Source organism: Mycobacterium sp. (assembly GCF_049802695.1).
Taxonomy (GTDB): domain Bacteria; phylum Actinomycetota; class Actinomycetes; order Mycobacteriales; family Mycobacteriaceae; genus Mycobacterium.
Genome location: NZ_JBARMY010000294.1, coordinates 1 through 9,385, shown reverse-complemented (window position 1 = coordinate 9,385; position 9,385 = coordinate 1). Strand labels below are relative to the sequence as shown.

Here is a 9,385-nt window from a genome sequence, read left to right as displayed (position 1 = left end):
GGCGTAGACAGCGTCGTCGGCGGCGCGCAGCGTCGCCAGCCCGGCGGCCGTGGCCACCGGATTGCCCGACAACGTCCCGGCCTGATACACCGGCCCCAGCGGCGCCAGCCGCTCCATGAACTCTGCCGGTCCGCCGAAGGCCGCGGCGGGCAGTCCACCACTCATCACCTTGCCGAAGGTGAACAGGTCGGCGGCGACCGGGTCGATTCCGTACCAACCGCTTCGGCTGACCCGGAAACCAGTCATCACCTCGTCGACGATCAACAGCGCGCCGTGTTCGGCGGTGATTTTCCGCAGTGCGGCGTTGTAGCCGGCGCCGGGCGGGACGACGCCCATGTTGCCGGGACTGGCCTCGGTGATCACCGCGGCGATCTGGTCACCGAAGTGGTCGAAAGTTTGTTGCACGGCCTCGACGTCGTTGTAGGGCAACACGATCGTGTCGGCGGCGGTGGCGCCGGTGACACCGGGCGAAGACGGTAGTCCCAGCGTCGCGACGCCGGAACCGGCGTCGGCGAGCAACGCGTCGACGTGGCCGTGGTAACACCCGGAGAATTTGACGATCTTCGCGCGCCCGGTGAATCCGCGGGCCAGCCGGACGGCGCTCATCGTCGCTTCGGTGCCGGAATTGACCAGCCGGATCCGCTCGACCGGTTCCACCCGACCGATGATCTCGGCGGCCAGCTCGGATTCTCTCGGCGTGGGCGCGCCGAACGACAACCCGGTGCGGGCCGCTGCGGTGACGGCCTCGACCACCGACCGGTGAGCGTGACCCAGGATCATCGGCCCCCACGAGCAGACCAGGTCGACGTAGCGGTTGCCGTCGGCGTCGGTCAGCCAGTAGCCGTGGGCCTCGGTGATGAACCGCGGGGTGCCGCCGACCGCGTTGAACGCCCGCACCGGGGAATTCACTCCACCGGGAATGACCGCGCAGGCGTCCTCGAACAGCTTCGCCGAAACCTGCGTCGAGGCCCCGGTCCGCTCAGTAACATGCACGATTACCAGTGTCCCAGCCGCTCGGATCAGCTCGACTACAGGGTGTAGTTGTGAGCGGCCTGCTGTGCGGTTGGCATGTCCGTTGTGCCGAAATCGACGTTAGGGTTCGGACTACTCGCGCATTTGCGCGCTGGCGTCGATCTCAGCGCCGTCGTAAGGCGCCTTCCGAACGTGGCTATCGCCCGCGGCCTGTCACGTCGTCGCCTCGGTGAGCACGAACACTGGGTGGTCCGCTGGGTCGGGCAGTTTGCGGAAATAGCCTTCCACCACCTTGCCGGCCTTTTTCCGGTAGGCGGTCAAAACCGGCTGGCGCTGTTGCGCAGGTGTTTCGCGGGCAATGTACCTGACGGCGCCGGACTTGTTGGTCAGTGTGATGTTGGGATTGGCGCGGACGTTTTTGACCCATGCGGACTCACCGCGGGTGGATACCAGATACCTCCTGCCGCCGACATCGACGGTGACGACGGGGATGTTCTGCGGCTGCCCGCCCTTCCGCCTGGTGACGGTCAGGGTTTCGCTCTTACTGACGCCGGTGGCCATCGCAATCCGGTTGAAGACCTTGACGGTGAACCACGGGGGCTTGAGGTAGGCCATAAGCTAAGAGTTTGATTGCGGCATGCAACTACCGCAACGGCTCGCCCGGTTCAACCGGCACGTCACCAATCCGATCCAGCGGCTGTGGGCCGGCCGGCTTCCGCCGTTCGGGATCCTCGAGCACGTCGGGCGACGCTCCGGCAAGCCGTATCGCACCCCGCTGAACGTGTTTCCAGCTGAGGTCGACGGGAAGCCGGGATTGGCAATCCTGTTGACCTACGGCCCCGACCGGGACTGGCTTAAGAACCTGCATGCGGCAGGAGGCGGTCGGATGCGCCGCAACGGCAAGACGTTTGCCGTCACCGGACCTCAAACGGTTATTAAAGCCGAAGCGGCGCCGCACGTAAGCGGGGGTTGGCGGCCGATCTTCGCCCGGTTGCCGTTCGAGCAGGCAGTGCTGCTCACCAAGGCAGAGTGAGCCCTCACATTCTGATTCGCTGAAGACTGGACCGATGGGGGCGCGGGTATACGGGCGCGGGGTGAGGCACGGCTTCGACACGGCACGGAGGGAGGCCACTCGTGGGCGACGAAGGCCGACAACAACGCCGACAACAGCGACTAACCGAGCGCATAAAGCAGCTGTACGCAGCCGACCCGCAGTTCCGGGCTGCGGCAACGCTGCCGCAGGTCACCGACGCCGCGCACCGGCCCGGATTGCGGCTGTGGAATGTGGCGCAGGAGTATCTGTCCGGTTACGCCGACCGGCCGGCGTTGGGTCAGCGCGCCTGCGAGGTGCGGCACGACGAAACCACCGGCCGCACCGGGACCGAATTGTTGTCGGCATTCCACACCATCACCTACCGCGAGTTGCAGGACCGCGTCACCGATCTGGCCACGGCGTGGCAGGCGAACCTCGCCGGCGGTTTCCAACCCGGCGAATTCATCGCCGTCCTGGGTTTCACCAGCATCGACTACGCCACGATCTACCTGACCTGCGTCCGGCTGGGAGCGGTCTTCGTGCCGCTGCAAACCAGTTCCACCGCTGAGCAACTACGTCCCATCATCGCCGAGACGGCACCGCGCATCTTCACGGTCAGCATCGAAGCGCTGGGGAGTGCAGTGGATGTGCTGATCGACATTCCCGCAGTGGAGCGTCTGGTGGTCTTCGACTACACCCGAGAGGACGACGGGCACCGCGAGCGGTACCAGGCGGCGACCGAACGCCTGGCATCCGCCGGTCGCCGCATCGACATGGTTCCGCTGGCCGACGAACTGGACGCCGCCGCCGAACTGCCGAAGGCGCAAGCCTACATTCCACCGCCGGAGGAGAACCCGCTGGCCACGCTGATCTACACCTCCGGCAGCACCGGTGCACCCAAAGGCGCGATGTACACCGCCGACATGGTGACCCGGCTATGGCAGCGCCCGCACACCCCTTCGCTGGACATCGGCCAGCAGATACCCGCCATCCATCTGCAATACATGCCGTTATCGCACGTATACGGCCTGGAATGGCTGATCGCCACCTTGGCCTCCGGCGGCACCGGCTACTTCGCCGCCAAGAGCGACATGTCCACCCTGTTCGACGACATCGCCCTTATCCGCCCCACCGCCTTGAACCTTGTCCCGCGCGTATGCGACTTGATGTTCCGGCGCTACCGCAAAGAACTCGACGACCGGTCGACGGGGGACCCGGTCAGCGAACAGCTCGACGACGAGGTGAAAGCCGAGCTGCGGCAGGACTTTATGGGTGGGCGCGTGCTATCGGCGATGTGCGGGAGCGCACCGCTGTCCAAGCAGATGCGGGCCTTCATCGAGTCGCTGCTCGACGTCACGGTCGCCGACGGCTACGGCGCCACCGAAACCGGCGGCGGAATCATGCGCAACGGTGTGATCCGGCGCCCACCGGTCACCGAGTACAAGCTCGTCGACGTTCCCGAGCTCGGTTATTTCACGACCGACCAACCGCACCCGCGCGGCGAGCTTCACGTCAAGGCCAGCATGATCATCCCCGGCTACTACAAGCATCCCGAGCTGTCGGCCCAGATCTTCGACGACGAAGGGTTCTACAAGACCGGCGACATCATGGCCGAGACAGCGCCGGACCATCTGGTGTACCTGGACCGCAGCAACAACGTCATCAAGCTCTCCCAAGGCGAGTTCGTCGCGGTGTCTCAACTCGAGGCGACCTTTTCCACCAGCCCCTACATTCGGCAGATCTTTCTGCACGGCAGCAGCGATCAGCCGTTCCTGCTGGCGGTCATCGTGCCCAACGTCGACGCAATCGGCGATCAGGATGCGCACGCGCTGATAGCCGACTCGCTACAGCAGATCGCCGCGTCGAACCGGCTGAACTCCTACGAGATTCCACGCGAGTTCATCGTGGAGACTCAGCCGTTCAGCCGCGACAACGGCCTGCTGTCCGGGGTCGGCAAGCTGCTGCGCCCCGCCCTGAAGGCACGCTACGGCGAACAGCTGGAGGCGATGTACGCCGACATCGCCGCGAGCCAGGAGAACCGGGTCGACCAGCTTCGCGCCGCCGCGCGCGAACTGTCGACCATTGACACCGTGCGGCACGCCGCCCTGGCCACCCTCGGTGGCGAGGCCACCGGTGCCCGGATGCCCGCCGACTCGAGATTCATTGAGCTGGGTGGCGATTCGCTGTCCGCCTTTTCGTTCGGCTCGTTGCTGGAGCAGATCTACCACATCGACGTTCCGGTCCAGACGATCGTCAGCCCTACCGCGACGCTTGGCACCATCGCCCGTTACATCGACGGCGAACGCGACTCGGCGTCGACGCGGCCCACCTTCGCCTCGGTGCACGGCCGCGGTGCGACCGTCGCTCGCGCCGCGGAGCTGACCCTGAATGCATTCATCGACGCCGAGACATTGGCCACCGCACAACACCTCGGAGCGCAGAGCGTTACACCGGCGAGCGGCTCGGAAAGACCGGTCAGCACCGTCCTGTTGACCGGCGCCAACGGGTATCTCGGGCGTTTCCTATGCCTGGAGTGGTTGGAGCGGCTGGCCGAGACCGGCGGACGGCTGATCTGCATCGTCCGCGGTGCCGATCCCGCCGCTGCGCGTCAGCGCATCGAGGCCGCCATCGACAGCGGAGACCCGGAGTTGTCTGCGCACTTCCGTGGGCTGGCCGCCAAGCACCTCGAGGTCCTCGCCGGTGACCTCGGGGCGGCGAATCTGGGGCTGGCGACCGCGACCTGGAATCGGCTTGCTCAGTCGGTAGACCTGATCGTGCACGCCGCCGCAATGGTCAACCACGTGCTGCCCTACAGCCAGCTGTTCGGGCCCAACGTTGTTGGTACCGCGGGAATCGTCAAGTTGGCGATCACCAACCGGCTGAAGCCGGTCAGCTACCTGTCAACCGTTGCGGTGACCGCGCTGCCCGACGGCGGTTTCCTCGGTGAGGATGTCGACGTGCGGGATGCGTCGGCGTCCCGTTCGCTGAACGCCGCCTACGCCAGCGGCTACGCCACCAGCAAATGGGCCGGCGAAGTGCTGCTGCGCGATGCCCATGACCTGTGTCGCCTGCCGGTCGCCGTGTTCCGCTCCGACATGATCCTGGCGCACAGCCGCTACCGCGGGCAGGTCAACGCGACGGACATGTTTACCCGGCTGATTCTGAGCCTGCTCACTACTGGCATCGCACCGCGGTCCTTCTACCAGCTCAACGCCGACGGCAACCGCCAGCGCGCCCATTACGACGGGTTGCCCGCCGATTTCACCGCCGAAGCGATCACCACACTCGGCGGGGACACGCCGGATTCTTCCGGCTATCGCACGTACAACGTGCTCAACACTCACGACGACGGGATTTCACTGGACACGTTCGTCGACTGGCTCGTCGCGGGCGGTCATCAGATCGAGCGCATCGACGACTACGACCAGTGGCTGAGCCGGTTCGAGGCTGCGATGCGGTCGCTGCCGGACAATGAGCGGAAGAACTCGCTGTTGCCGCTGCTCAGCGCCTTTGCCAAGCCCGCGGTTCCGTTGCCGGGGAGCCAGATGCCCGCCGAAAAGTTCCGTGCCGCAGTGCGTTCGGCGGGTATCGGTGACAGCAAGGACGTGCCGCATCTGACCGAAGCGCTGATCGACAAGTATGTCAGCGACTTGCAGCAGTTGGGCTTGCTGAACTCCCCTGCCGGCGCCCACGTCGCCTGAGGCTATACCGCGGTTTCAGCGCGCCAGGCCCAACGCCGGGGCGCTGGCCACCACGTGATGGATGGGAATCGAGTACGTCGAGCAGGCCCGGGCGATCAAGCCGTCGCGAAGCCAGGCCGATTGCTCGACCGGAAGCGTGGAGATGACCAACTGATCGGGTTGGAACGTGTCCACGGCGCCGGCCAGGGCACACCACGGGCGGAAGTCGCCGAGTGCTCCGTCGGCTCGCAGGCCGATCTCCCGCATCGCGCTCAGCATGTCGTCGAGCCGCTGCTGTGCGGCTTGCATGGTGGCGTTCCTGACGTAGACCGCACCGATCTCGGCCTGCCCGGTGTCGATCGGGTTGGCCGGCACGCAGACGAAGTATTCCGCACCCCGTTCGGCGTCGACCCGTCGAAGTTCGTCGAAGAGTTCCGCCGCTGAGAGGGTTTGGTTGGCCAGCACCAGTACCCGGTTGGCCGCGCCGGTCGGCGGCTGCTCGGGTTCGCGCTCGACCGGCCGGCGCCGCGATTTCCCAACGAAGTACAGCGTAATCACCACTGACCACGACACCAGACCAAGCCAAAGCTGGATGCGCACAAGTCGTTCAAACGCCATCAGCACCAGCGCACCGACAATGCCGGCAACGGTAATGATCGACAAAACCGGAAAGAACCACATCTTCACCTGTAGGTTCTCCGGAGGTGTCCGGCGGCGCAGAACAATCTGCGAAAGCGCAATCAGCAAATATATGGACAAGACGAGGGCGCCCGCCGAGTTGAGCAGAAAGGGGAGCACGGTGCGCGGCGCGACCCAGGCCATCAGGACGCACACGAAACCCCCCACCGAGGAGGACAAGATCGCGGTATATGGGACCCCGCGCCGGCCGACCTTAACCAACTGGCATGGCGCCTCGCGTCGAGCGGCGAGCACGAACAGCATTCGAGACGCGGTGTACAGGCCCGAGTTCAGACACGACAGCACCGCGGTAAGGACGACCGCATTCATGATGTGATCGGCGGCCGGGAGCCCCATCGTCTTGAACGCGGCGACGTACGGCGAAAGGCTGACCTCGCGGGCGTTCCACTGCTGAATCACGGCGAGCAGAAAGACCGAACCCACGAAGAAGATCGCGATGCGAGCGACCACCGAATTGGTCGCTCGCCGGACCGCGCGAGCAGGATCCGAGGTTTCGGCCGCGGCGATCGTCGCGACCTCCGCGCCGACCATGGAGGGGACCACGAGCGCGATGGCGGCAAAGACGGCCCCGACGCCTTTCGGGAAGAACCCGCCGTGCGACGTCAGGTTGCTGAAGTCGAGGTGGCGGTGTGGCCACAGCCCGAGCACGAATGCGGCGCCGAGAGCGAGGAAGGCCACAACGGTCGCGATCTTGACTGCGGAGAACCAGAATTCGAACTCGCCGAACGAGGAGACCGAGAACAAATTGGTCGCAGTCATCGTCACCAGCAGGATCAGCGACAGCAGCCACAACGGCGCGTTGAACCAGTACGTGATGATTTTTCCGCCGGCAACCGCCTCGAAACCAACCACGACCACCCAGAAGTACCAGTACAGCCAGCCCACCGAGAACCCTGCCCAGCCGCCCAAAGCCTGGCGGGCGTAATCGGCGAACGACCCCGTCGACGGGTTCGCGGTCGCCATCTCGCCCAGCATCCGCATCACCAGAATCATCAGTGCGCCGCACAGCGCATAAGTCAGAAATGCGCCGGGCCCGGTCGCGCTGATGACGAAGCCGGATCCGACGAACAACCCGGCGCCCACGACACCGCCGATGGCGATCATGTTGAGTTGACGCTGCGACAGCCCCTGTCGCAGTTCTGCAGACGTCTCCATGCCGGTCTCCCCCGTGATCACCGCCGCTCGTCAAGCAGCTCTTTTCGAGCCTATCGACCGGTTCTTCGCAGCGCTGCGCCCGCGCCACCACCTGGCCAGAAAATATCCCGCGACCACTACCGCCCAGGACACCAGGCTGAGCGGCGGCGAGACGACGCCCGGGTGATTCATACCGGAACGGCTTTGAGCGCCGCGGGCAGGCTGGGCAGGAAGTGCTCGGTGGCGAAGGCGCGGATGTCGTCGTCGCCGACCAACGGCCGGCGACTCGGCAGCAGCAGCGCCACCGCCGCGTAACGCAGAATGGTGTCGGCCAGTTCGTCGGTGGCTGCAGCGCCGATCCGCTCGGCGAAGCCGGCGGGGAAGATCACCCGTAACGCAGCCGCCATCCGCTGAATGGCAGCGCCGTAGTGCTGGTGGCCCAACTCCAGGGCCAGCCCCGGTTCATCGGCGATCATCCGGTTCAGCACCCGGTGCTGGCGAAACCGCACGATCGACAAGGTGAACGCCTCGACGTAGTAATTCGTCTGCGGGCCCACGCGTTTCAGTTCATCGGCGATGTCGGTGAACAGGGCCGCGTTCTCGCGGTCGATGACGGCCGCCACCAGTTCGTCGCGGCCGGCGAATCGGCGGTAGATCGTGGTGCGGCTGACCCGGGCCCGCCGGGCCACGTCGTCGAGCGCCACCCGGCGAAAGCCGTGCTGCTCGAACTCGACGACGGCCGCGTCGAGGATCGCCTGGGTGGTGGGGTCAGCCGCGCGCATATCCTGCACGCGCAAATCTGTTGTATCGCAACCACATCGGAAGTCGCTTCCACAGCCAGTTGACCGGCCGGGAGCGCCACACCGCCGCGAAACGCTGGTACCTACGCTCCTGCCGCGCACTCCACGGCAGGTTCAACAAAAGGCGCGCCTGCGGTGGCAGACCGCCGGTAGTCAGGAAAGCCGCGAGCGGGTTGAGCACCACCGCCGACACCCGCCACACCAGCGGCGGCACACCTTCGGGGCAGGGAACGCCCCTGGTCACATAACCGACACCGTATTTGGCCGTCGGGTGCGCGACGACGACGCGGTTGAGCATGTGGTCCCAGTACCGCTGGAAGTCGGCGTAGTCCGCGGGCATCGACTGCTCGCTGACCCCGTAGCGGCGGTACCACGTCTTGGACTCGAGGTAGATCTGTCGCTTTTCCTCGTCGGTGAGGCGTTTGACGAAGGTGTCGGCGAAGTAGAGCACCTGCTCGACGAAAGTGGCGTGCGCCCAGTAGTAAGTCTCCGGATCCAGGGCGTGGTAGCGCGCAGCCTTGCCCTTTCCGTCGGGCATGTCGCCTTTGATCTGGTGGTGGAAGTCGCGTACCTGGTGGCCCGGATGGTCGTCGTCGGAACCGTAAACGGTCATAAAGATCGGTGGCAGCGAGCGCTTGACCCGTGCGGCGGTGTCGTCGAAGAACACCGAGTGGTCCCGGACGCCCTGCCCGAGTTCGGCGAGCATGTTCTGCAGCACCGCCGGTCGGGGCCCGATCAGGTACATCCGGTTGTCCCCGAAGTAGCGCCACACCAACGATTGTGGCCCCAGCGGCAGGCTGCCATCGCGCGCCGGCGGCGTGCGCGAGAGCTCCGTCATTGGCACAATGTTACACTAATCGTCCTTTGTTTCAGCATGGCCGGCACGTCATCGCGATCACCTTCCGATAACAGTCTGGCGTGGTCCTGTTGGTCCCCGCGGTGGTCGCGGCAAAATGCCGCTCATGCCGCAGTTGAGCCGCCGGGCCGCACTGCGTCTCGGTGCCGGTGCCGTCGCCGGAGCAGCGAGCACGTGGGCGCTGAACGCCCTGCTGGACCCCGCCAGGGGC

Annotated in this window: 8 protein-coding genes; 3 read left to right on the top strand and 5 right to left on the bottom strand. The window is 65.7% G+C overall.

The features are described from left to right. Both WA317_RS11985 and WA317_RS11980 read right to left on the bottom strand, forming a co-directional pair. On the bottom strand, positions 1 to 993 hold a 993-nt coding region (locus WA317_RS11985; RefSeq protein ID WP_425173237.1), incomplete at its 3' end, for a glutamate-1-semialdehyde 2,1-aminomutase. A 192-nt stretch (positions 994 to 1,185) separates the two neighbouring features. Then, complete coding sequence (locus WA317_RS11980; protein ID WP_425173236.1) at positions 1,186 to 1,587, bottom strand: nitroreductase/quinone reductase family protein; 402 nt, start codon at positions 1,585 to 1,587, stop codon at positions 1,186 to 1,188. 22 nt (positions 1,588 to 1,609) lie between these two features. Between WA317_RS11980 and WA317_RS11975 the strand changes: the two genes are divergently transcribed. Together WA317_RS11975 and car are read left to right on the top strand one after the other, a co-directional pair. Beyond that, a complete protein-coding gene (locus WA317_RS11975) occupies positions 1,610 to 2,005 on the top strand; it encodes a nitroreductase family deazaflavin-dependent oxidoreductase (RefSeq protein WP_425173235.1) in 396 nt (131 codons plus the stop codon). A 101-nt stretch (positions 2,006 to 2,106) separates the two neighbouring features. Further along, on the top strand, positions 2,107 to 5,706 hold the full coding sequence (gene car, locus WA317_RS11970; protein WP_425173234.1) for a carboxylic acid reductase: 3,600 nt from the start codon (positions 2,107 to 2,109) through the stop codon (positions 5,704 to 5,706). A gap of 15 nt (positions 5,707 to 5,721) precedes the next feature. On the opposite strand, the gene WA317_RS11965 is transcribed toward car, so the two are convergent. After that, positions 5,722 to 7,539, bottom strand: coding sequence for an amino acid permease (locus tag WA317_RS11965; protein WP_425173233.1), 1,818 nt, complete (start codon positions 7,537 to 7,539; stop codon positions 5,722 to 5,724). Between WA317_RS11965 and WA317_RS11960 the strand changes: the two genes are divergently transcribed. Beyond that, positions 7,538 to 7,705, top strand: coding sequence for a hypothetical protein (locus WA317_RS11960; RefSeq protein ID WP_425173232.1), 168 nt, complete (start codon positions 7,538 to 7,540; stop codon positions 7,703 to 7,705). The genes WA317_RS11965 and WA317_RS11960 overlap by 2 nt on opposite strands. Position 7,706: 1 nt before the next feature. Here WA317_RS11960 and WA317_RS11955 read toward each other — a convergent pair whose 3' ends face one another. Together WA317_RS11955 and WA317_RS11950 are read right to left on the bottom strand one after the other, a co-directional pair. After that, positions 7,707 to 8,300 (bottom strand): TetR/AcrR family transcriptional regulator, encoded by a 594-nt coding sequence (locus WA317_RS11955; RefSeq protein ID WP_425173238.1) that lies wholly within the window; start codon positions 8,298 to 8,300, stop codon positions 7,707 to 7,709. Continuing rightward, a complete protein-coding gene (locus tag WA317_RS11950) occupies positions 8,287 to 9,156 on the bottom strand; it encodes an oxygenase MpaB family protein (protein ID WP_425173231.1) in 870 nt (289 codons plus the stop codon). The genes WA317_RS11955 and WA317_RS11950 overlap by 14 nt, the downstream gene beginning before the upstream one ends. Between the last annotated feature and the right edge of the window lie 229 nt (positions 9,157 to 9,385).

Bases quoted from the DNA above. Each gene is read 5' to 3' on its own strand.
- WA317_RS11960 (WP_425173232.1), top strand. From the start codon at position 7,538: ATGCCGGTCTCCCCCGTGATCACCGCCGCTCGTCAAGCAGCTCTTTTC.
- WA317_RS11955 (WP_425173238.1), bottom strand. From the start codon at position 8,300: ATGCGCGCGGCTGACCCCACCACCCAGGCGATCCTCGACGCGGCCGTC.
- WA317_RS11975 (WP_425173235.1), top strand. From the start codon at position 1,610: ATGCAACTACCGCAACGGCTCGCCCGGTTCAACCGGCACGTCACCAAT.
- WA317_RS11965 (WP_425173233.1), bottom strand. From the start codon at position 7,539: ATGGAGACGTCTGCAGAACTGCGACAGGGGCTGTCGCAGCGTCAACTC.
- WA317_RS11950 (WP_425173231.1), bottom strand. From the start codon at position 9,156: ATGACGGAGCTCTCGCGCACGCCGCCGGCGCGCGATGGCAGCCTGCCG.
- WA317_RS11980 (WP_425173236.1), bottom strand. From the start codon at position 1,587: ATGGCCTACCTCAAGCCCCCGTGGTTCACCGTCAAGGTCTTCAACCGG.